General features: G+C 45.5%; 17 protein-coding genes and 1 pseudogene. 8 read left to right on the forward strand and 10 right to left on the reverse strand.

Features of this window, described 5'->3' with window-relative positions; genetic code table 11:
- Window positions 1–64 precede the first annotated feature (64 nt).
- The 3 genes from NHN17_RS13055 to NHN17_RS13065 all read left to right on the forward strand — a co-directional run bounded on the left by NHN17_RS13055 (window position 65) and on the right by NHN17_RS13065 (window position 3,596).
- Window positions 65–1,060: an NADP-dependent oxidoreductase gene (locus tag NHN17_RS13055; RefSeq protein ID WP_255043000.1), complete on the forward strand. Its 996-nt coding sequence runs from the start codon at window positions 65–67 to the stop codon at window positions 1,058–1,060.
- 219 nt (window positions 1,061–1,279) lie between these two features.
- Entirely contained in the window at window positions 1,280–2,182 is a 903-nt protein-coding gene (locus NHN17_RS13060; protein ID WP_255043001.1) for a 1,4-dihydroxy-2-naphthoyl-CoA synthase, read from the forward strand.
- A gap of 613 nt (window positions 2,183–2,795) precedes the next feature.
- The gene (locus NHN17_RS13065) at window positions 2,796–3,596 is read left to right on the forward strand and encodes a LysR family transcriptional regulator (RefSeq protein WP_255043002.1); all 801 of its coding nucleotides are present in this window, start codon (window positions 2,796–2,798) and stop codon (window positions 3,594–3,596) included.
- Window positions 3,597–3,870: 274 nt separating this feature from the next.
- Here NHN17_RS13065 and NHN17_RS13070 read toward each other — a convergent pair whose 3' ends face one another.
- The 3 genes from NHN17_RS13070 to NHN17_RS13080 are packed head-to-tail and all read right to left on the reverse strand — an operon-like array spanning window position 3,871 to window position 7,460.
- The gene (locus tag NHN17_RS13070) at window positions 3,871–5,037 is read right to left on the reverse strand and encodes an OmpP1/FadL family transporter (protein WP_255043003.1); all 1,167 of its coding nucleotides are present in this window, start codon (window positions 5,035–5,037) and stop codon (window positions 3,871–3,873) included.
- A gap of 41 nt (window positions 5,038–5,078) precedes the next feature.
- Entirely contained in the window at window positions 5,079–6,110 is a 1,032-nt protein-coding gene (locus NHN17_RS13075; protein ID WP_255043004.1) for a tetratricopeptide repeat protein, read from the reverse strand.
- Window positions 6,111–6,125: 15 nt separating this feature from the next.
- Complete coding sequence (locus tag NHN17_RS13080) at window positions 6,126–7,460, reverse strand: anaerobic sulfatase maturase (RefSeq protein ID WP_255043005.1); 1,335 nt, start codon at window positions 7,458–7,460, stop codon at window positions 6,126–6,128.
- A 253-nt stretch (window positions 7,461–7,713) separates the two neighbouring features.
- Here NHN17_RS13080 and NHN17_RS13085 point away from each other — a divergent pair.
- The 5 genes and pseudogenes from NHN17_RS13085 to NHN17_RS13105 form a co-directional block, all read left to right on the forward strand.
- Window positions 7,714–8,421: pseudogene (locus NHN17_RS13085) on the forward strand (formylglycine-generating enzyme family protein); the annotation flags it as partial.
- Window positions 8,422–8,527: 106 nt separating this feature from the next.
- Window positions 8,528–10,228, forward strand: coding sequence for an alkaline phosphatase family protein (locus NHN17_RS13090; RefSeq protein WP_309243487.1), 1,701 nt, complete (start codon window positions 8,528–8,530; stop codon window positions 10,226–10,228).
- 355 nt (window positions 10,229–10,583) lie between these two features.
- On the forward strand, window positions 10,584–11,369 hold the full coding sequence (locus NHN17_RS13095; protein ID WP_255043007.1) for a porin family protein: 786 nt from the start codon (window positions 10,584–10,586) through the stop codon (window positions 11,367–11,369).
- Between the two features lie 184 nt (window positions 11,370–11,553).
- Window positions 11,554–13,941, forward strand: coding sequence for an arylsulfatase (locus NHN17_RS13100; RefSeq protein ID WP_255043008.1), 2,388 nt, complete (start codon window positions 11,554–11,556; stop codon window positions 13,939–13,941).
- 155 nt (window positions 13,942–14,096) lie between these two features.
- Window positions 14,097–15,413: an anaerobic sulfatase maturase gene (locus NHN17_RS13105; RefSeq protein WP_255043009.1), complete on the forward strand. Its 1,317-nt coding sequence runs from the start codon at window positions 14,097–14,099 to the stop codon at window positions 15,411–15,413.
- 258 nt (window positions 15,414–15,671) lie between these two features.
- On the opposite strand, the gene NHN17_RS13110 is transcribed toward NHN17_RS13105, so the two are convergent.
- The 7 genes from NHN17_RS13110 to NHN17_RS13140 form a co-directional block, all read right to left on the reverse strand.
- Window positions 15,672–16,856 carry a patatin-like phospholipase family protein gene (locus NHN17_RS13110; protein WP_255043010.1) on the reverse strand — a complete coding sequence of 395 codons (1,185 nt, stop codon included), beginning with the start codon at window positions 16,854–16,856 and terminating at the stop codon, window positions 15,672–15,674.
- Window positions 16,857–17,105: 249 nt separating this feature from the next.
- Complete coding sequence (locus tag NHN17_RS13115) at window positions 17,106–18,005, reverse strand: LysR family transcriptional regulator (protein WP_255043011.1); 900 nt, start codon at window positions 18,003–18,005, stop codon at window positions 17,106–17,108.
- 69 nt (window positions 18,006–18,074) lie between these two features.
- The gene (locus tag NHN17_RS13120) at window positions 18,075–19,412 is read right to left on the reverse strand and encodes a hypothetical protein (protein WP_255043012.1); all 1,338 of its coding nucleotides are present in this window, start codon (window positions 19,410–19,412) and stop codon (window positions 18,075–18,077) included.
- Complete coding sequence (locus NHN17_RS13125) at window positions 19,409–21,127, reverse strand: VWA domain-containing protein (protein WP_255043013.1); 1,719 nt, start codon at window positions 21,125–21,127, stop codon at window positions 19,409–19,411. The genes NHN17_RS13120 and NHN17_RS13125 overlap by 4 nt, the downstream gene beginning before the upstream one ends.
- The gene (locus NHN17_RS13130; protein WP_255043014.1) at window positions 21,117–22,172 is read right to left on the reverse strand and encodes a vWA domain-containing protein; all 1,056 of its coding nucleotides are present in this window, start codon (window positions 22,170–22,172) and stop codon (window positions 21,117–21,119) included. Before NHN17_RS13130 ends, NHN17_RS13125 begins: the two co-directional genes overlap by 11 nt.
- A complete protein-coding gene (locus NHN17_RS13135) occupies window positions 22,165–22,731 on the reverse strand; it encodes a DUF4381 domain-containing protein (RefSeq protein ID WP_255043015.1) in 567 nt (188 codons plus the stop codon). Before NHN17_RS13135 ends, NHN17_RS13130 begins: the two co-directional genes overlap by 8 nt.
- 2 nt (window positions 22,732–22,733) lie before the next feature.
- Window positions 22,734–23,696, reverse strand: coding sequence for a DUF58 domain-containing protein (locus NHN17_RS13140; protein ID WP_255043016.1), 963 nt, complete (start codon window positions 23,694–23,696; stop codon window positions 22,734–22,736).
- Between the last annotated feature and the right edge of the window lie 9 nt (window positions 23,697–23,705).

Consider the following 23,705-nt stretch of genomic DNA (forward strand, 5'->3'; position numbering starts at 1 on the left):
GCAACGAATACGACAACTATCAAACCAGTTAGATCGTATCAAACAGAACTGATAAGGATTGAGAATGAACAGCCAACAGATCCATCTTGCATCCCGCCCAGAGGGCACGCCAACAACAGATAACTTTGAGCTTCATTCAACGGCGCTTCCCGATCCAAGAGAAGGAGAAGTTCTAGTAAAAAATACCTGGATGTCCGTCGACCCCTATATGCGTGGCCGCATGGTTGATCGCAAAAGTTATGTGCCGCCATTCCAGATTGGTGAAGCACTCGAAGGCGGAGCAATTGGTGAAGTGACCGAGTCCAACAATCCTGATTTCCCTGTGGGAAGCAAAGTAAGCAGCATGTTAGGTTGGCGCACTCACTTCATCAGCAACGGCGAAGGGTTAACGCGACTGCCTGAAACTGCCCTGCCTGACCAAAGCTTCCTTGGTATTATGGGTATGCCGGGTATGACTGCGTGGACTGGTCTATTCCGTATCGCGGAATTAAAACCAACAGACACAGTGTTTATTTCGGCAGCATCTGGCGCTGTAGGGAGCATTGCCTGCCAGATTGCAAAAATGCATGGCTGCAAGGTGATTGGTTCGGTCGGTTCTCAAGAAAAAGCCGATTACCTGCTTTCACTAGGTGTCGATGCGGTAATCAACTACAAAGAAACAAACAACTTGACTCAAGCTCTAGCAGAAGCAGCTCCGCAAGGGATTGATGTATATTTTGAAAATGTTGGCGGAGAACACTTGGAAGCAACCCTTAACAATATGAATGATTATGGTCGCATTGCGGTATGTGGTTTGATTTCTCAGTACAATGCAACAGAGCCACAGCCAGGCCCAAGTAACATGGCGATGCTTATCATCAAAAAGCTAAAAATGCAGGGCTTCATTGTCTTTGATCACTGGGCACACTACGGCGAATATGCACAGCAGATGGGCCAATGGATTACTGAAGGCAAAATAAAATGGGAAGAAACCGTGTTCGAAGGTATCGACCAAGCCCCCAATGCTTTCATTGGCCTTTTTGAAGGTAAAAACAAAGGCAAGATGCTCGTTAAGCTATAACACATCAGCTTGAGCCTATCTGACAAAGCCACCAACATTGCAGAGTTGGTGGCTTTCATTGCTTTTCGGTAACGTAGCTAAGGCATGCTGATTGAGAAATACCCCACCTCGCTAAAATCCATCGCTATCCAGTCATATTCTTTCATAAACCATTGACATTTAGCTGTAACTCCCTAGCTTATACCTCACTGAGCATTATCCAATGAGGCAAACGTCATCATGACTCGCAAAGAGATTTTTAATCCTGAGCTTTGGGAAGAAGTTCCAGGGTTCGACTTTGAAGATATCACTTACCACCGTGCCAAAGATCAAGGTACTGTTCGTGTTGCACTCAACCGTCCAGGCTGCCTGAACGCCTTCCGACCAAAAACGGTTGACGAGCTTTACACAGCGCTAGATCACGCTCGCCAATGGTCTGATGTTGGTTGTGTCTTCATTACCGGTAACGGCCCATCAGAAAAAGGCCAATGGTCATTCTCTTCAGGCGGCGATCAGCGCATTCGCGGTAAAGACGGTTACAAATACGAAGGTGAAGGTGAAGAAGCCGGTAAAGCAGACGTTGCTCGCATGGGTCGCCTTCATATCCTTGAAGTTCAGCGCTTAATCCGCTTTATGCCTAAAGTGGTTATCGCTGTCGTTCCGGGTTGGGCTGTTGGTGGCGGTCATAGCTTACATGTTGTTTGTGATCTGACATTGGCGTCGAAAGAGTATGCCGTTTTCAAACAGACTGATCCAGATGTTGCTTCATTCGATTCAGGTTACGGCTCTGCTTACTTGGCCAAGATGATCGGCCAAAAACGTGCCCGTGAAATCTTCTTCTGTGGCTTCAACTACAGTGCTCAAGAAGCGTATGAAATGGGTATGGTAAACAAAGTTGTTGACCACTTTGAGCTGGAAGAAGAAGCCCTTCGTTGGGCTAAAGAGATCAACAGCAAATCACCAACGGCTATGCGTATGCTGAAATATGGCTTCAACTTGCCAGATGATGGTTTGGTCGGACAGCAACTATTTGCCGGTGAAGCAACCCGTCTTGCTTACGGCACTGATGAAGCCCAAGAAGGCCGTGATGCGTTCCTAGAAAAACGCGACCAAGACTTTAGTAAATTCCCGTGGCATTACTAATTATTAAGTCGATTAAATAAATAAACGCGCCCGCAGTCTATTTAAAATTGGTGGGCGCTTAACCCTTAACAGGATTCAACCAAATCTGTTTTGCGCTTGAAAACACACCGCAACGCTTTTATACCGCCTTCAAATATTCACCGCTTTTCGAGTGGCCGTATACATCATGGTGTTCTGGCATGGTTTCTTTGTCGTTAATCATGATCTCATCCAACCAGAAATCTGTCACTTATGACAAAATAATGGAGATCGAAATAACAGTAATAATGACCTGTAAGATGTACTTTTCATTATGCTTTTATATATGTTGTTCAATTTGCGACTGCATTTTTACCATAAATAAAAAAAATCCCTTACATCTGAAACATAAGGGCAAATCCCTAGCATATGGGTTATTATTCACTGTCATTCAGAGAGCACATTAAAGATAAATCGCACTACCACTTTACTCCCTCTGACTGACAAAATGATTATATCTAATCCGTAATTATGTTTGGAATTACAGTTATTCCAACTTGGTTCATGGCTTTCAAAAAAACACTAGCTGAAACAGCTTCAATTCATCTATGATTAGTAGATAATCAACCCCATGGGAATTAAAAATTATTGATTTATGAATGATTTAAATGCGCTCCATGTTTTTATCGCTTTGATGCAAACTCACTCGACGACTAGAGCTGCTCAAAAGTTAGGTCGCTCCCAGTCCTATGTATCGAAAGTATTAGCTCAACTACGGGAAGATCTGAATGATCCTCTCTTTGTTCGCAGCGCTGAAGGCTTATCACCAACATCTTATGCTGTGAGTATCGAACCAAGACTTCGTGTGGCTCTCGAGCAAGTTAGCCAAGCAATCGAACCTGAAACGTTTGACCCTAAACAGTTAAATAAAGTATCACTACACATCATAGAGCCTTACTTAATCACTATTGGCAAAGATATTGTCAATGCCATTCGCAAGGAAACCGATGCCATTATAGATATCCGACAGTGGAGTCCTTTAAGCGAAACCATGATCCAAGAAGAAGTTGTGGACATTGGCATACACCTATTGAATAACAAACCACAGACATTACACCAAAAACCATTATTCAAAGGGCGTGCCTATTTTGAAGGCAATAGAAAAGGTGAATATATCAAATACATTATTTCAGGAATTAATGAATATGATAATCGATACGAATTGATAGACCCTTCCATCAAACCGACGATTTTCACTGATAATCACGTACTTACCACTCACCTCATGGACACCTGCTGTACCCTTCGTTACGCCCCCGACAAAGAGCAGAAATTCGAGCATGACATTGATCTGACTGTCGCTATTATCACCAAGTCTTCTCGCCGCCAGTCAGATAAAATCCAGTGGTTAACCAAGCTTCTGGTCCCTACTATTGAAAAATTTGAAGGCTATTAGCCATAATTCCTATGGGAATTTCAATTACCATCATTATCGCCAATACCACTTATATAATATTTTCAAATTTCACAACTCATAAAAAAAATGATGACTGATTCAAAAAAAATCAAACATTTAGCCCAACAACACCTAAAAAGGGTAAGAAAAAAGGTTCTATCCCGAGAAATAAAAAAAACAAATAAAAACACAACCAAGAACTAACGGCAATTAAGTTTATGAGGCCACATTACGCAGCCTCTTTTGCAATAGATCTTAATTCACCTAATAAAGATTAATATGTAAAACTTACACCTAGGAAGTGAATCCGGCTATCAAAGGTACCGTCCAATTGTGGGATATTTCGCTTTATATCCACCTCTCCCAAGTCGGCATATTCATAGAACATATCAATCGTCACATCATTCCACTTGGTTGCGGCACCGACCGAATAGCGGTATTGCTCGCCGACCGGGACATCCACCCATTGCTTGGTTGGGTCATCTTGCGGTGATGTTTCGTAAGAGAAGCCACCTTTCAGTCGCCATTGGCGGTTAAGCTGATAATCCGCACCAAAAGCAAACTTCCACACATCATCCCAGTCTCTAACAATGGTCGCAGGGCCATTTTCAAAACCAATGCCAAAATCCATTACGGTATTATCCCACTCACTCCATTGATGCCATTGAACCGAAGCCAGCAAGTCTAGCTGTGGGTTAAGCGCATAACTGGCACTGATATCAGCAATGGCTGGTACAGTAATGTCTGTACGAAGGCTGTTAAATAACTCAGCTTCAGTTGGGCCAGAAACACGGGTGCCAAATTCATGTTCGAGTTTAGTTCGATAACTCGCTCCTAGTGCCAATCGCTCATCATGTTGATACATTACACCGAAATTCGCACCAAACGCCCAATCAGTGTCTTTATCAATATCGAGCAGGCTTGTGGATTGTTCTAGTGAGGCCCAGCTAAGTTGCAACCCAGCCCCCACCGACCACTGCGAGTTAATTTGATAGCTAATCGCAGGGTTAACCTGCATTGCGGTGAGGGTTATCTCATCAAGTGCCGCCGCACCCGCCCACTCCGTTCCGTAAGAAAGGCTTGATCCGCCAACAGCACCAAGCGCAATGCCGACATGAATATCATCGGTGATTTGACGTGCATGAAATGCCCCAGCGGAAGGTAAAACAGAGTGAGCTTTGCCATCGCCATTATCAGCGTTATCTCGGTATTTCATTTCGAGATCAAAGCCGAGCACATTAAACGTTGTCAGACTCTCCCCCATGCCACTCATTGTGGCAGGATTAGCCCACATTGCTGCTGCTGAACCGGTATAAACACCATCGCCTGCGCCCGCGGTACCCGCATTTGCTGTTACTGCTTCCTGCAGGAAAATGCCACTCGCTTGAACAGGTAAAGACAATACCGACATCACTGCCAATGTTGATTGTAATGGTCGCATTTTCTCCCTCATTATTATTTTTAATGATCAAATGAGGCCCACTAGCCCCGTTTAGATTTTAGTTCGTCAATCACAAACTCAGGGGCAACTTTAGCTAATGATTCTAAACATGAATCAGTTTTGAGATGGTTATACCTCACATAGATATCACACACTGCGTACAACTGCTCTGGGGCCCCTGATATTTCATAGGCTGTTTCAAATGAGGTCGTTGCATCATCCACATTGAAAGCTTCCAGCAATACACCGCTCAAATACCAAAAGTAACTATTATCTGGCGCAAGTTCCGTCGCTTTCTTGATTGCCTCAGCAGCTTGTTTCTTCTCGTCGAGTCTCACCAAGGTCAGTGCTTGGGAGTAAAACATGTTGGCCTCTTCAGGTAATATTTTTTGTGCTTGGTCCAGCACTATATTGGCTTGCAGGTCATCCCCTTGAGCACGGTAATTATCTGCTAGACCCAACCAGATTTGAGGGTTACGGTTATCAACTTCCTGCAAAGCGGTATATATCTCGTGTGCTTCGTCAAACTCTTGATGCCAACGGTAAACATCGGCCAATAACAGTTGAGACGGCAGATCTTTCTTACCTTTGAGGTATGAGGTTAACTCCGCTGAGGGTGGGTCCATCAATGCTTTTTGCCCAACGTCCATTTCACCATAATTTCGAATTAGGTTCGTGGTAGCGGTTAAACGTACATTTGCCTCACTGTCTGTAAGCAACGGAGACAGCAAACGCCAGCGGTGATCAAACTGATAAGGCTCAGCACCTACAACGGCTGCTTCTCTGACAATTGGATTTTCATCCTGTAACCCTCGGGCAACCGCGACCAAGCTATTTTGGTTAGGGTAGCTTGCCAACTGCCTCAGCGCATCGGCACGCTTTTCATCGTTCTGACGATGATCTTGTGCAATCATGACCCACTGCTGTATTCGTTTAGCTTGAGCATCCTGCGTGTTTTTCTGTGCTGTCTGAGCACCTTCGGCTGTCAGCTCAGAACGCCCCATCTCCGCAGCAAGTGTTAAAGGTGATACCAAGAAAGAGCACAGTAGTGCCATTGCAATAGTACGTTTCATTACCACTACCTCACATTAAAATCGGGTTGGAAAATACGGCTGACGTGGTGCTGTTTTAAGCATCGCAGTATTCATCACAGCATCTGAATACTTACCGTATGCGACAGGGTTGCCCGCCGCTCTTAATACCAGAGCAAACGCTTTATCTGCGTGAGAGAAGAACTTTTTCCAGCCGGCACATAAATAGTTCAACCCCGGCTCGCCATCTTTGGTACGGATAAAGCGGTTCTTAGGGCACTCACCGAAACAAGCAAACTTATAGTCACACTGTTGGCATTGGCTAGTTAACGTTCGTGACTTGGCAAAACCAAATTTCTGCTGAGCCTCGGAATAAGCCATCTCATCGAGTTTTTGATGGTGGATATTTCCGACTTGATAATCCGGATAAACATAATGGTCGCAGGTATAGACATCACCGTTTGGCTCCATCGCCAATCCTTTACCGCAAATTTCACCGAGTGTACAAAGCGGGTTTTTTCGCCCCATCCAAGTTTCAACGCTCGCTTCAAAATATTGAACAAATACTTTGCCAATATCGTTTTGAACCCACTCATCAAACACGGCAATCAAAAAATCTCCCCAACCTTCTGCCGACACACACCAAGGTTCAACCACTGAGTTCTTATGCCACGGGTTCAGACGCTTATCTCCTTGCCGTAATTGTTCATGGCTCTCCCACGTCTGAGGTGCTGTTGTTCTGAACGTCTTTTGTTCGACAATAGGAATAAATTGGATCTGTGGCGATTTCACTTCATCTCTTAAGAAACGATACACTTCAAGCGGGTTCTTGCTCGTCAGGTTATTAATGCAAGTCAGGGTGGCAAACTTCACCTGGTGTTTATGGAGTAACTCAACCGCCGCCATTACCTGTTTAAAGGTACCGCGTCCCGCTCGGTTGGTACGGTAAGCGTTATGAAGCATCTCTGGGCCATCAATGCTCAAGCCAACCAGAAAGTTATTCTCGGCCAGAAACTCGCACCACTCATCGTTAAGCAAAGTACCGTTAGTTTGGAGATCGTTAGATATAGCGATGCCTTCCGGCTGAAACTTCTTCTGCAGTTCAACAACCTTGCGGAAGTAATCAACACCCAGCATGGTTGGTTCTCCACCTTGCCAAGAAAAAGTAATCTCTGGGGTGTTCTGGCCTTCGATATATTGGCGAATATAGGTTTCCAGAGTGTTCTCATCCATCATTGGCGAACAACCCTTCTTATATTCGAGTAAGTCCTGTTTACTCAGGTAATAGCAATAGGTGCAATCAATGTTGCACGCGGCACCAATAGGTTTTGCCATTACATGTAATCGCTTTGATGCCTTGCCATTGTATTGCGGCCCCTGAGTAATCAGCATATTTCACCTACTTATAAACATTTAAGTAAGCCAATTTTAATGCGTGCTTCATACCGGCGCTTATTATACCCCTTATAACCTTTAGGTATGATTTTTTTCCTTACAATGGGCTTCTTATTTCAATGATCAATCACATGATCCATGGAGACGCCACATGCCATCACCAACGCTAAAGCGAGTTGCATTTACCACTCTTTCCGGTTTTGCCGTCGTCGCCGTCACCACTTGGATTACCACCGATTTATTTGCCAGTACGCCTCACCCCATTATGCAGAACATCGAAACAGATATGGTTTTGGTTGAAGGTGGACAGTTCGAGATGGGCTCTGATCTTACTGTAGCCAGTAAAGCGGAAAAACCTGCTAGAACTGTCTCAGTCGATAGCTTCTACATCTCCAAATTCGAAGTCACACAAGCGCTTTTCGAAAGTGTAATGGGCTCTTCAATGAGCTACTTCAACAATCCCAACGTACCGGTGAATAACTTAAGCTGGCAGCAGGCCAATTATTTTATCGACCAGCTCAATACCCTTACAGGTGCAAACTACCGTCTGCCAACGGAAGCAGAATGGGAGTTTGCCGCCAAAGGTGGAAACAAAAACCAAGGCTACACCTATAGTGGCTCAGACAGCATTGATGATGTGGCCTGGTATGCTGGCAACGCCAACGACCGGGCTCATCCTGTCGGCCAGAAAAAACCGAATGAGCTTGGCCTCTATGATATGACGGGCAACGTAGGTGAATTTGTCATCGATGCCTATGATGAAGGCTTCTATCGCCATGGCCCAACCGAAAACCCCAATAATGCACAAGACTCTAGCATTGGCCTTGCCCACAAATCCGTACGTGGTGGCAGTTTTGCTTACGACGAAAATTTGTCTGAAAACTATCGACGCGATTTTGCAAGCCAAAACATTATCATGGCTGACATGGGATTAAGACTGGTGCGCGACGCTGAATAAGCATTTTATGTAATAGCCATATGATTAATAGTCCTCTATTTAGTGTTGAGGATTTTCTCTTCTACACTTCAAGTGTTCTTTATCCATAAAAACGGAGCTTCTATCAATGAAGATAGCAACAGTACCCCGCCTGTTATGTCTTAGCTTAAGTTTACTCGCTACAAATACCGTTGCAGCACCACCACCCACTCCACAACTGGTTTTACAAATTACCGTCGATGGCCTTCGTGGCGATTTACTGGAGCGATATAAACACAACTTTGGTGATAACGGGTTTCGCTATTTAATCGATGAAGGCACTTATTACACCAACGCGCATTATCAGCATGGCAATACCGAAACCATTGTTGGCCACGTATCCCTTGCGACCGGTGCCCCGCCAAGTGTACACGGCATGGTGGGCAATGTTTGGTATGATCGACAAAAGGAAAGATTGATCTATAACGTCGAAGACAGTGATTATGCCATGCTGACCCAAGGCGCAGGTGTTAACCAATCCACAGAAATCGACCCAACCCAAAAAACCGCCAAGGTTGATGGCCGCTCCCCCGTCCCCATTCTTTCCACTACCTTTAGCGATGAGCTCGCCATTGCCAGTAATGGCGAGTCCAAAATCTTTTCTGTCTCCGTAAAAGATCGTGGTGCTATTTCTTTGGCTGGTCACTCGGGCAAAGCCTTCTGGTTCTCTAAGGCTCAATCAGAATTTGTGACTAGCAATTATTACTATCAGGCGTACCCAGAATGGGTCACTGAGTGGAATGCGAAGGGCTATCCTGCCCGCTACAGTAAGCAAAAATGGGATCTCAGCTTAGTGAGGGATAAGTACACCCTTAAAGAAGGCCCTCAAGATCAGAAAGTCGACCTGGCTGGATTCAAACGTACTTTCCCACACCCTTACGGACCAGCGAGCTTTCAATATTACAGCACTATGTTGACCCTCAGCCCTGCCGGTGACGAACTAACGGCTGACTTTGCGACGACGCTCATTGAGAAAGAAAAACTCGGCCAAAGTAATTTCACCGATTACCTTGCAGTCAGTTTTTCATCCAATGACTATGTCATTCATATGTTCGGGCCATCAAGCTTAGAAGCTGAGGATAACTTGATCCGTTTAGATAAAACACTCGCTAAATTCTTAGCAAATATCGAACAAAAAATCGGTTTAGATAATACCTTAATTGTTCTTTCAGCTGATCACGGTGTCCCCGAGGCATCTCCAACGGTGAATGCGCTGGGCTACAACACCGCACAATACTTCAACAAAGACACCATAATCAATGAACAGTTGTTAGGCCGTTTAAATAAAGAGTTTGGCTTAGACAAAGATGCCATTCGCTTATATGCGCAGCCTTATATTTACCTCAACCATGACATCATTAAAAAGAAAGGCGTATCCCTTGAATCTGTGCAGCGAGTCGTAGCGGAAGAGGTCGAAAAAATAACAGGCATAGACCATGCCGTTACAGGCTCTGATATCATGCAAAATACCTTGCCAGATACACGTATGATGCAACTGGTAAAAAACAATCATCACCCGCAGCGCTCAGGTGACATCTACTTGGTCTTTACGCCACGTACCTATATTAATGATATGGATGGTTTAACCATCGCGTCTACGCACGGCTCACCATGGCGATACGATACCCATGTGCCGGTCATTTTTGCGGGTAATGGCATTAAAGCCAATAAAGTCACACGAGATATCACGCCGTATGATATAGCTCCCACACTATCAAATACACTGGGCATAACCCTACCAAGTGGCGCTATCGGTAAAGTGTTGGAGGAAGTGAGACCTAATAATTAATACTGCTCGTTCATATTCCCGCAAGTATCGTGAAGCAACTTGGGTAAAGAGCCTATTAAATTTAATAGGCTCATACTATTGATTAATACTCGATCCACTAATATATGGACATACAAGTCCAGAAAAAAAAGCTCTTTTAACAAAAACCTAGCTGCAAAACTCATGTGATGTATCAAAAGTGAACAGTCTTTTTCTGGTCTCCCCCCGGTAACCCTCTATATTGTATGGATATATATTCAAGCGAAACTGAAATGATTGTTCTCAGGTGCGCTAATTAACATTCGTTGGCTTTATTTTGTGAGAATAATTTCAGAAATAACACCGTTTTTTCAACAAAATAAATAGGAAAAACGTTATGAAAACACACCGATTATCGGCTATTACTGGTGTTTTAGCTGGGTTTTGTTTCGGGCATGCAACAGCCGCAAATGATGTCGACAGGTGGCAATATGAAGTCACCCCTTACCTGTTAATCGCAGGGCTAGATGGAACGACAGGCGTACAAGGGTTTACAACCGATGTTGACGCTTCTTTTAGCGACATTATTGACAACCTCGATATGGGATTTATGGGCTTATTTACTGCCAGAAAAGGTCCCTGGGTGTTCGGCCTAGAAGGTGTATATATTGACATTGGTAACGAGAGCAGCTCTCCCGTATCGGGTCCCGGCGGTTTCTTGAGCGGTAACGGTACACTGGAAGTATCGAGCTCAATGTATATAGCCCAAGGAACAGTCGGTTATCTCTTATTAGACTACGGTAAAACCAAACTAGAAGGCTTTGGTGCCCTTCGCTATACCCGAATGGACGTAAGCATGGATGCCACAATCCAATTTGATGAACCCAAGCCATTCGGAGGTGAGGCAAGCCAAGGTGATAGCGAAAACTGGGTGGATGCGGTCGTCGGCCTACACGTCCTCTATCCCGTTTCAGATAGCGCAACACTGTCTGGTTATTTCGATATAGGAGGTGGAGGTTCCGATTTAACCTATCAGTTTATGGCTGGTGTTAACTGGGAGTTTTCCAAAGGCTATACGGCCAAATTAGGCTATCGGCACTTATACTGGGACTACGAAGACGCTGGCTTCGTTTGGGATATAACAGCAAAAGGTCCTTATCTGGGGTTGGGGTTCAGCTTCTAGGTTAGCCTTATTTAAAAGGCACCGGCTCATCGAAAAAAGTGCTCATAACCGTGTTTCATTCGAACAGTTTATCGCATGATGGCTATAAGGAGTGATGATGAATAACGCTAGATTAACAACCCTAAGCGAATCAATCAGACGTCTCACACATACAGATATAGACGGTGGCAAAAATGGCACTGCTATGATGGGTACTTTTCTGACGACAACTGCAATAGCTCTTGGATATACGCCTTTTATCAGTGCTCAGCAACCTTTAGATCGTACAGTTTTACCAATCCCCGAACCTGTACCACCAACATATAACGAACTTGATGTGCGCAACGCTACCCCGCCACCACGATTTGAAGTAAAAGCCCCCGAGGGAGCGCCAAATGTGGTGGTCATACTGGTTGATGATCTTGGATTTGCCGGAACCAGCACCTTCGGTGGCCCGGTTAATACTCCGACATTTGACCAGGCCGCTGCACAAGGTGTCCACTACACCAATTTCCACACTACGGCGGTTTCCTCCCCGACCCGTGCAGCACTCAAGAGCGGGCGCAATCATCATGTCAATAACATGGGCGGTATCATTGAAACGGGGACTGCATTTCCTGGTAATACCGGTCAAATCCCCAAAGACGTCGCCCCAGTCGCCGAGATGTTACGTCTTAACGGTTACAGTACTGCCGCATTTGGCAAATGGCACGAAACGGCAGCTTGGGAGGCCAGTATCTCAGGGCCATTAGATCGCTGGCCAACGAAACAGGGTTTTGACAAATTCTACGGCTTTCTTGGCGGTGAAACCAATCAATGGGCGCCATATATTTATGACGGTACCCACCCCGTGGAGCTGCCTGATGACTCGGATTATCACTTCCTAAACGATATGACCAACCAAACCGTTTCCTGGCTTAAATACCAAAAAGCGCTAACGCCAGATAAGCCTTTCTTTATCTATTATGCCCCCGGAGCCACTCACGCGCCGCACCATGTACCCAAAGAGTGGATTGCCCGATGGAAAGGAAAATTCGACCAAGGCTGGGATACCTTGCGCGAACAGATCCTCTCACGCCAGATTGAAAAAGGAATTGTCCCAGAAGGTACCCAACTTGCACCCAAACCTAAAGCTATCCCCGATTGGGATACGCTCAGTGCCGATGAAAAAACGCTATTCTCCCACCAAGCAGAGGTATTTGCTGGCTTCGTAGAAATGACAGACCATGAAATTGGCCGAGTGGTAAAAGCAATAGAGGAAACCGGTCAACTTGACAACACATTAATCTTCTTCGTTTACGGTGACAACGGTACCAGTGCAGAGGGTGGTCGTAATGGAATGTTCAGCGAAATGACCTACTTTAACGGGGTCCAGGAACAAGTGTCAGATATGCTCAAAGTTCTGGACAAATGGGGAGGCCCGGAAACTTACCCGCACATGGCCGCAGGCTGGGCAGTGGCGTTTGATACACCTTATAAATGGACTAAGCAGGTTGCATCTGACCATGGAGGCACTAAAGTCGGCATGGCTGTCCACTGGCCGAAAGGATTCAAAACCAAGGGGGGACAACGCGAACAATTTCACCATGTTATCGACGTTGCTCCGACAATTCTTGAGGCTGCGGGGTTACCTGAACCGAAAGAAGTTAATGGCATAGCACAGCGCCCCATGGACGGTGTAAGTATGCTCTACAGCTTCGATGATGCAGAAGCGAAAGAGCGTCATACCACACAATACTTCGAGATGTTTGGCAACCGTGCCATCTATCACGAGGGCTGGTTTGCCCGGACTATACACAAAGCTCCGTGGGAACCCCACCCTCGCCGCGGCCTTGAAGAAGATATCTGGGAGCTTTTTGATACGAGAACCGACTTCAGTCTTGTTAACGACTTATCAAAGGAGAATCCAAAAAAGTTGGTCGAAATGCAGGATCTATTTATGCAAGAGGCGAAAAAAAACAAGGTACTCCCTATCGATGATCGTACCGTGGAAAGAGTGAATGCAGCGATTGCAGGTCGTCCGGACCTTATGGGAGACCGTACCTCGCTCACCCTCGCTGAAGGGATGACGGGGATGACCGAAAATGTGTTCCTGAACATTAAAAACAGATCTAAGACTATCACGGCAGAAGTTGAAGTCGCTGATGATGGCGGCAACGGCGTGATCATCGCCCAAGGCGGTCGCTTCGGCGGATGGGCGCTATATGTTAATGACGGTATACCAGCCTACGATTACAACTTCCTCGGCCTTGAACGCTTTTCTGTTACGGGTAAAAGTAAGCTCAAACCCGGCAAGTCTATTCTCCGTTTCGTCTTCGACTACGATGGAGGAGGTTTGGCCAAGGGAGGGCTGGGAACCTTGTACGTCAATGACGAAAAAGTCGCCGAAGGGAAGATCCCTCGTACTCAACCCATGGTATTTTCTGCTGATGAAACCGCTGATGTCGGTATTGACCTAGCAACACCAGTGGTCGAGGACATCGGCTCTGAAGCAAAATCCCGTTTCACCGGAAAAATTAACAAAGTGACTGTCGAGGTCGCCCCCTTAGAACAGGCCCGAGAGATTGAAACTGAAACGAATGAGACACAATAATAGCTAGCACGCGATACGTTAGGTTAGCTCTAATACCAATCAGGATAAGTAGTTGATCAAATATTTATGTCGGTTGGTATAAAGTGCCTTTACTCAGGACGGATGACTTATGACATCCGTCTTGTTGATCCCTTCTTGGAAGGAGTCTATAAACCATGCCCCAAAATCGCTCAAATAAAACTGTACCTGAAAGCAAAGTGGCACAGGGAATTCATGTGGTCAGCAAGCCCATCGGACCGGTGTGTAATATAAAGTGTGAGTATTGCTTTTATCTCGAAAAACACGCGCTATACCCCAAAAATGAACACTACCGTATTTCAGATGAGGTTTTGGCTGCATTTATTAAACAGTATGTAGAATCGCAACCAACGCCTGTTGTCGAGTTTCTGTGGCAAGGCGGAGAGCCGACCCTGCTGGGTATGGACTTCTATAAAAAGGTCGTTGAATTACAGGCACCTTATAAACAACAAAAAGAGATCCGAAACAGCCTACAGACTAACGGTATACGCTTAGATGATGATTGGTGCAAGTTCTTCAAGGCCAATAACTTCTTTATCGGTATCAGCCTAGACGGACCTAAAGATATCCACGACCGATACCGAAAAGATAGGCGCGGAGAAGGTACCTTCGAGCGCGTGATGCAAGGAGTCCGGCTTCTCAAGAAGCATCAGGTGGAGTTCAATGTACTTGCTTGCGTCGGCCGAGAAACCGCATCTCGGCCGCTTGATGTTTACCACTTTTTCAAAGAAGAAGGGATAGAATATATTCAGTTCTCTCCCATTGTTGAACGCGAACCAAATCAAGAAACGTCTGCCCAAGGACTTTGGTTAGCCTCACCAGCAACACTTGAACGGCTTGAACCCAACACCGAAGTGACACCTTGGACCGTAGACCCAAAACAATACGGTGAGTTTTTGATCGCTATCTATGAGGAGTGGGTCCGCCAGGATGTGGGGACAACATTTGTCATGAACTTCGAATGGGCTCTCACTGCCTGGATGGGCGAACCATCTCCGGTATGCATTTTTTCTCGGCAGTGTGGTCGCGCCGTGGCCATGGAGCATGATGGCAGCCTGTTTTCCTGTGATCATTATGTTTATCCTGACTATCGTTTGGGAAATATACTTTCCGATGAGCTAGGACAGATGGTTGAGCAGTCAGTTTTAAAGGGATTCGGGCCCCACAAGGAGCATACCCTACCACGCTGGTGTCGCGAGTGTGATGTGCTAAACGCCTGTTGGGGCGGTTGCCCAAAACATCGTTTTATCACGTCTCCCGACGGTGAACCGGGTTTACATTATCTGTGTGCGGGGTACCAAGCTTTCTTTCGGCATATCCGTAAATACCTACGCGCCATGGCAACATTGTTGAATAATGACCTGCCTGTATCCTATGTGATGGAAGCGGTAAAAGGACCTCTAGTGATCAAGAAAACTGGAGATATATCTCGCCAGAGCCGAGAAAGTGAATAGGCTTTTATTTTCGAAGCAATACCTTTAAGGCTTATACCAACCTACATAAATATTTGATCAGTCTTGCAGGTTAAAATCGCTGTTCTCTGCGTTAGATATTTTGTAATTAGAGCCACTAGTTACTGCAATATCAGCCTTGATAACAACGATTTTTCCAGTGCAAATACTTGATCAACTACTTATCCAGATTGGTATTACATTTTCATCATAGTACGTCGACACCGTCAGCATACTATGATGAAAAGAACAGCAACGCTATCAGAAGCCTGGCGGCATCTTACTCCAAGGATACCCTCTCAGCGCCATTTCGTAACCTGTTTGGAAAAGTGCCCGCATAAATTCAGTATCAAACTCCTCATGGTGAGGATGATTAAAATCTTCAGGCACATAAGCCAAGTTGTAATCAACACCATCTCGCTGTGTGATCAAATACACTCTATATAGGTCTCCGACCCCCTGAGTTTGTATCAAGGAAGATATAGCACGCTCTGCAATACTCATCGTCTGGCGTTCGACTGACGCCCACTTAGGATCCAACTTAGCATTACGTATTATGTAAGCATACCTTTCCCTCTCCACATGTTGCTTCTCAGATATTTCCTTTGTATGTAATTCAGGAGGATAGATGAACAGCTGCGACATTGTGCCACCATCAACATGCATTTCTTGATAATGTTGACCTCTTGCCTCAACGTCAATCATAACAGGGGGAAAGGCTCCAGGAATCGATGCTGAAGCAATTAATACAGAACGAAATAAATGCAATGCTTTCGGGTCACCGCTGGCCGCTATCTTTGTCATATTCCATATTACGGAATTCCTTGCATCAAGATCCACCGTCGCAATGAGGAGCATCCTGCCTTTGTCATGTTCGACAGCAATGGCTTCAAGTAAACGTTCATCAATCTCTTTTTCTAATAGCTCCCATAAGGGAGAAGTGTCAGCCATTGCATCAGAGGTGAGTGCAGCCAAAAACCAACGTTGCTCGATAATGTCTTCAGCAGATATATTCGTATATAAATTCCTCAGTCGAGCATCGTATTCAGAGCCAAGAAAAGCAAATGGTGCGATCAACGCCCCTGTACTGACACCCGTGACTAATTTAAATTCAGGCCTAGTTCCCGATGATGTCCAGCCGCTTAGCAAGCCTGCACCAAATGCACCATGATCGCCCCCTCCGGATATAACCAAAAAATGTACTGGTGGTAATGGCCCTGAATGTCCACTGGCCTTAAGTTGCTCTGCTTCCCGCCAAAAGGAGTCAAACGCATCTTTTTTGAGAGCCTCCGTATCTATCCCCAAGCGATAGCGGACATCTTCCATACCAGGAACAACTGCTTGATTTGTTAAATATTCTGGGACTGCTTGTTCTCTAATAATGCCAGCACAACCAGCGAATATTAGTGTGGAAATTAAGCCAATTGAAAGAGTAATACTTCGCATAAACCACACCTTATTAATAACAATTTGACGAGGTTCGACAATTACAAATTATAGGTGATTATCATGCAAACCATATTAAACATTGAAAGAACGTTTATTTACCTCTTAAGTAAAATGATAACTATTTCCAATATAAACACAGCGCTGAAATGGATGAATCCCACAGAAAATCTATCTCTGTAATGGCAAGTTATAATGCAATAACGTCAGGCGATGGAAAACGCCAACACTACATTGGGCGTTAAATAATCAACAATCTTTCACCACTTTAAACAACAATTGCCTTAGCCAGCGATGACTGGTTTCTGATGTTCGGCTGGGGTGCCATATCGCACACAGATCATAGATATCGTCACCAAACGGCAAAGGTAACGCTTTAATTGCATACCGTTCAGAAAAGGCATTGATAATGGATCTTGGTAAAATGCCAATCATGTCAGAGCCAGCAATTATAGGCAGCATTTCTACTGCGCCCGGTGCACGAACAACAATATTTCGTTGATCAAGCTCCGGAATATCCTCAGCATTTAATAAACTGCCGCGCGCATGCCAGCGGGACACCACCACATGGTCTTCAGTAATAAACTCTTCGATAGTGATCGAGTCAGAAAATCGAGGGTGATGCTTACAGCACACCACACTGAGTTCCTCAGAATAAAGGACCTGAGATTTTAACAGGCTACGTCCACGCGGAGGCAAATCTATCACCAGATCGTATCGCTGCAACCGTAAATCCGCCTCCATATCTTCAGTGAATAAAGGGTGTATTTCGAAAGCAATATTAGGCGCTTCCATACGTACCCTCTCGATCAATGCAGGAATAACGCTATAGCTTGCCACTGACACACAAGCGATAGAAAATATCCGCTTCGATGTTTTAGGGTCAAACTCTCGTGATGCCGATAAGGTTGAACTAAAGTTCTTCAAAGAAGCGGCTAAAGCTGGATAGATATCACTGGCAAATGCTGTTGGATCTACGCCGCTAGCATTACGGTGAAACAAGGGATCATCATAGATCTCCCGTAGGCGTTTTAGGCCCTTACTCACTGCGGGCTGACTGATATTCATGCGCACGGCTGCTTTAGATAGACTTTGCTCTTCAAAGATAGCAACAAAGATAGGAATGAGATTAAGATCGGTACTTTTCATCTTTTGAGTCACTTTACTATTCTTCCTCGATCCAACAATAGGCCAAAATATTCAGTCAGTTAAGGCCTATCAACGCGCCTTGTGCAGTTTATCTAAATTAGGGAGTGCTTTAGGTAGCTTTCCCCATCTTCGTGCGCTTTGCTTGCCACTAATCAGCCGCCACATCTTCATAAACACATTAGCCTTTTCTTCGCCGGCTTGGATTTGAACACTTGTTTTCGACCAAACGGTATCACTCGCCACTTTATTCATTTCAAGCGTGTTCGTTGTTTGACGTAAATGGCGATACAGTTTTCCCCTCGCTTGTGGCCACTTTCCCTTTTGGACATCAAACCAAAATAGAAGCCATGGTGGTTTAGGGTGGGTACGATAAAAACGTCGTGCCGCGAAAAATACCGCCAACGCAACAGCCACTGTCACAACAACTGCAATCAAGGCGTGTAGATTAGCCTTCACAAAAGAAGCAGGGGTATGACGAGCATGAAAATGTTTACCTTCGACAGTGACGGTCTCCAGTTGGTTGGTTTTGACATTCCACCACTGAAATTGATGCTCAGGCAAACTGAAATCACCGCCTTGCTGAATCACATACACGGTTTCTTCAACCCGGCTAGATTGATAATCCCCCCTTGTTTGCGAGTCAGCTAAACGATGTGGTTGAGGGTAACCTTGAAAGTAGGCCGATGACTCGCTATCAAGCAGATTTGGCAATAATACCGAAAGGCTATCTTGTGCCTGAATAGTCACCTTACGGGTAATAACATCACCCACTTTCAGCTCATCATTGGATTGTTTCCATTCTTGTTCTACATCCACATTAGATGCGGTAAACCAGGGACTTTGGTCACTCACTAAGCCTGAAGGTAAGGTGGCGTTAAACACCATGGGCTTGGTATACAACGTACCAGAGCTATTACCCCCACCAGGCGCTGATACTTGCACATTCACCGCCAACGGAGGAATAGAATATGTACCCGACTTGACAGGGTATAAAGTGATTTCCCATCGCTGCCTAGACCAAGTCACTCCCCCTTTTCTCTCGGTATAATTGGTCGCCAGCTGATTACGCTGCTTAGCGATGACATTCGGTATTTCAACTGCCTCTATTCGAGTGCCACCGGTGAACCAGCGCGGGGTTGCGACTTCAACATAAAGTATCACTTGTTGGTTAACGCTGAAGCTCGGCAGTTGGTTCTGATCTGTATCTGACCCCGTCCTAGAATCTGAGCCTGAATCCGCTAGCCAAGACTTAATCTCTACATCATTGCTAGTTTGTAAATCTGAAACTGTGACAGCGTAACTCGAGGTACTGCCTGCACAGGCAAAAATAACCATTAAGCGCACTAACAAATGAGCAGCGCTCTTTGTCTGCTGCTTCAATATACGTAATGAAAATAGTATCTTCATTGCTGTGCCTCTCCAGCTTCACTTGTACCATTCGAGACAGTGGTATGACTTGGCTCATTGAGCTGTAACTGGAATTTAGCCCGTAGGAAGTACTTAGGATCGGCCTCTACCCTTTTTAACCACTTATCCGCCAATTCATTGCTGCCCAAGATTTCATTGGCATTGAGCGTGTCTTTAATCATTAATTCACCCGCTGTTATTTCATCGGCTCCATCGGCAGTACGCGGTTTATCGTCATTTAATTCAAAAGATTCTTCAGGCCCGTCAGTGGTTCCCGCCTGGCTTTCACTAATTAGGTTAATTTCGTCGACAATACCGCCTATCACATCGAGGTTATGTTCAACACTCGGCCGTAATTCAGCAGCAAGGGATTTCTTATCTGCGAGTGACTGTAACAAGTCCCTTGCCGCTAGATACTCTCGCTGTCTCGCCAGCGCACTGGCAGCGTTATATAAGCCAAAATCGCTGTCCATTTGCAAAAAAGCACGGTGGGCTTGTTTATACTCAGAGGCATAATAGTAAGCAGTCCCCTTTCTTAACGGGTCGACAAAATGCTTTGCCGCGTCAAGATACTCGCCTTGATTTAAGAGTCGTTGACCTTGCTGATCAGGCGTTAGCCATAAATCCCACCACCATTGAGCTGCTTTATCCCATGTTGTCACCACTTCAGCTGGCTGCGAGGTTTGCGCTTTAGACGCCACAACGGTTTCGGCTTTCACCGTCGGTGCGACCAATAATGACCCGGTCAGTGACAGCACAACACACCACTGCACCAACCAACCTTTTCGAAACCAAAGCAACATGACTAAGGCTATAGGAAGTAACAGTTGATAACCCATGTCTTGCCAAGGCATGGATGACTCGCCGTTAAGCTGCATATTACGTTCAACTGAACGATTTAGCTGCTCAACATCGCTGCTATCAACCGTCATTTCAATAAATCGCCCATTCACTTCACTTGCCAGTTGACGCAATGAGTCAAAATCAGCAGGGGCATCACTGACAACATTATTGTTACCTGCCCCAAATATCATTAACTGGTAAGGCTTATCGCTAAAATACGATTTGAAAGCGGCAATCGTATTCGGGTTTGTCCCGTCAGATACTAATAACACGGTTGATCCCGGCTTGCCCTGAAGTAATTGATCAATTAACGGCAAAGATTTTTCCGCGAATTTACCTTCAACAGGCATTATTTCAGGGGAAATCGCCGCCAAAATGGGCTCAAACACTTTAGTATCTTGAGTCATGGGCATGGCAACATGCGCTGAGCCTGCAAACACAGCCAGCCCCGTACTCCCCCCCTGTCTAAGCGCTAACAAATCACGAACCTTCTGTTTAGCCCGCTCCAACCGACTTGGCGGTAAATCTTGCTCTAGCATAGATTCACTGCTATCAAGCAATACCAGCATTGACGCTTTATCTTCACCAAACGGCGACGCTTGTCGTTGCCACGTCGGCCCAGCGCAGACCAAGACACCAATAGTAATAATCAAGGTCAGTAACTTGAGGGGAAGTTGTTTGCTCCAACCTTTTTCGCCAATGGTTAACACCTTGCGAAGGTGATCGGGTAAAACATCTTTCCAGCCGGGTTGGTTGGCTTCCCGCCAACGCAGCCAAAACAATAGCCCCATAGGAATAAAAGCCAGTAACCATAGCGGTCGAATAAAATGAAATTGAGTAATTACCTGCTGTAGGCTAAGACTATCGAACATTGTTATTCTCCGCGCCTTTGGCTCCTGTAATTAGCTTCTTACGACGCATTATTGTCGCCAGCGAAAACGCGACAAGGTACATCACCACCACAATGGCAATAAGATAGTGATGAATACTTTGCTTAGGACGATAGGTTGAGCTTTCATAGAGCTGTGGCTCCAAGTTGCCGATCTCTTCGTAGGCATCTGAAAGTGCGGCGCGATCGAGTGCCACAAATGCCTGGCCACCAGACTCTTTGGCAACCCGGTTGATTGTTGTCATATCCAGAGCGGTTTCACCGACGGTTTTCGGATCACCCATCGCGATCATATGGATGCGAACTTCCTTGGCTTTTGCAACCTTTGCCGCTTCTATTGGTTCAACGAAGCTATCAGTATCATTGCCATCAGTAAGTACAATGGCTACTTTCTCTCTATCTTCATCACCTTTTTCTTGATGGCTTTGCTCAAACACCTTGATGGCTAGCCCCATCGCGTCACCAAGATGGGTACTCTGTCCAGCCATTGCCACTTCTGTTTCATTAAGAAGCGCGAGCCACACCTCTTGATCGGCGGTAAAGGGGGTTTGTAAAAATGCCGCATCACCAAACAAAATTAGCCCTAAGCGATCCCCTTGACGGGTTGTAACAAAATCCGCCAGTACCTCTTTCACCGCCTCAAGACGAGACACTTTCTGGCCCGCCGACGAGGTAAAGTCTTGCTCTGCCATAGAGCCAGACAAATCAACCAGTACCATCACATCCCGACCATAACTTTCTCTCACCTGTGGTTCACCCAAGATGGTTGGTTTTGCTAGTGCTGTAATAATCAGCACCCAAGAAATCGCCAAAGTCAGCCGCTGCCACCAAGACGGGGATAACTGATTCGCCCCTGTCGATGGTGTTTCACCCAAGGCCTCAATCAACTGGCTAAAAAATGGCACTTTAATCGCACTTTGCTTGGTTCGGTATGCTGGCACGAAATAGAAAACAATCAGAGGTAAAGGCAGAGCTAGAAACCACCAAGGATGTACAAATTCCAAATTGATTAACGAGAAATTAAACATGGCGACTTTCCCCCCGCCCTGTTCGCTCATTCGACCGTTTATCAAATAGCGATCTGACAGAAGCGAATTTTTGGGAATTGCCTTGATGCGTTTTCGCCCACAACACAGCACGTTGACGTAAAATTTCTCGCTCGCGGCTATCAAGAACGGTTGAAGGGTTAACCAACGACTGAACCCACTTCTGGGCTATTTCGTCATTAAATAAAGTACTTTCATCACTTAATTCATCGATCTTTTGCAAAAAAGATCGACCAAATAACTTGCCATTGGCGGGATCTAAATACACCAGCACCATTTTTAAAATAGAAAACAATATGTCTTCGAAGTGATGATGTTCAATCGATAAATGGGTTAAAGCCTCAATGGCTTCAGTTCGATAACGGTTACACCACCAGCGCAGCAGCCACCTATAACTCAAATAAGCCGCTACAATAATTAACACAACCAATAGCACTTTCCAGCCAATGGTTTGTGGCACCCAACTGATACTATCTGGTACGGTGACATCATTAAGCTCACGCAGTATGTACGTACTTGGAGGTGTGTGTTCAATACTCATGCTTATTGCCTCCCAACAAGTCGCTGAAACTGTGCGATATGAGCCCCTTTAGTGTCCAATTCAATAAACGGTAAGCTCTTCAATGCCATCAGGCGGGTCAATGATTGCCGAGTCAGGTAACTGCGCGCTGCCATACTCGCGCTGGCCTGATCAACTTTTTCTGTCGTATCGAGACTCAGCTGATACTGACCATCGCCAACGACCCAGTTTGATTTAGCTAACTCTCGGGGTAAGGTTTGCTCCAGCGGGTCATTAATCAACACAGCCAATACGTCATTATGTATTTGTAACTGCTTGAGCTGATCAAGGTGGCGCTCCTCACAATCCCGCCAATCGGTCATAAATACGATGGTCGACTGAGATAGCTTCATGCGCTTAATTTGCTCGAGCCACAATGAGAAACTCACCCTATCACTATTGATCGTTTCTACATTGAGTTGCTGATTGGCGTTCGCTAATAGCTTTAACTGCGCCATAAAAGCATGCTGTGAACGCTGGGATTTACTGTGATAAATTTTCTCGGCAGAGGCGATGACAAGGCCAACACGATCACCATCTTTTAGTACCCGCCAACCGCACATGGCTGCAATTTCTGCTGCGATAACAGACTTCATCACGGTTGTGGATGAGAAAAACATCTGGCTACGCTGATCGACACAGATAATCACATTGCGATCTTTTTCTTCGGTATAACTTCGCACATGAGGTTTACCTGTGCGCAATGTGACTTTCCAGTCCAAGTTACGAATATCATCACCCAGTTGGTAATGACGTAACTCCTCAAAGTTCAGGCCCCTGCCTCGAAACAACGAATTATGTCTACCTGATAGCACACTGCCAGCTTTCAAATGGGGCAATAAACTAAACACACCAATTTGAGATTGTAAGCGCACCAAACGTGAGTAGTCACAGTAAATTCGAGTATCCAGCCCTGTAGAATGAGGCGCAATGTTTGGCTTTGCCATACAGCCCCC

Source organism: Photobacterium pectinilyticum (assembly GCF_024357955.1).
Taxonomy (GTDB): Bacteria; Pseudomonadota; Gammaproteobacteria; order Enterobacterales; family Vibrionaceae; genus Photobacterium; species Photobacterium pectinilyticum.